Source organism: Flavobacterium sp. PLA-1-15, assembly GCF_049060005.1.
Classification (GTDB): Bacteria; Bacteroidota; Bacteroidia; order Flavobacteriales; family Flavobacteriaceae; genus Flavobacterium.
In genome coordinates this window covers 1-508 of record NZ_JBMGQS010000063.1, presented here as the reverse complement: position 1 = coordinate 508, position 508 = coordinate 1, and the positions used below count along the sequence as shown (strand labels likewise).

General features: G+C 34.3%; 1 protein-coding gene. It reads left to right on the top strand.

Features of this window, described 5'->3' with window-relative positions; all coding sequences use genetic code 11:
- A partial coding sequence (locus tag ACI6PS_RS16215) for a DUF6252 family protein (RefSeq protein WP_421013609.1) occupies positions 1 to 480 on the top strand: 480 nt, incomplete at its 5' end.
- Positions 481 to 508 lie beyond the last annotated feature (28 nt).

Below are 508 nucleotides of genomic sequence, written 5' to 3'. Positions count from 1 at the left end.
TTTAGTGGCAGTGACAAACTCCCTCCAGAAACCCAAACAGGTGCCAATACCGCCGGTTGTTTGATAAATGGCAAAGTTTTTCTACCACATCAAGAAGGGCTAAGTCCAGCTCTTGTTTGTAATTATGAATTTATTGATGAAGAATTTTATTTTAATATACATTTTTCCGATCGAAGAGGAACTGATGTAAAGGCTATAGCTGTTCAAACACGCACTATAAATCTGCAAGCCGGACAAACTTATACTTTAGATAAAAACACTATTGATAATGGTGACTTTATAGGGGGGGGAGGGCAATATTATATTTCTTCTTTCTTAAATAAAAACTACTATACTAATACCATAAAAACAGGCGAACTCAAAATAACACGTATAGATTTATCAAATTCTATTATTTCTGGAACTTTTTGGTTTGATGCCGTCAATCAGGCAGGAGAAGTTGTAGAAATAAGAGAGGGACGATTCGATATGGAGTATTAAAAACAAAAGACTCCAAATTATGAAAAAA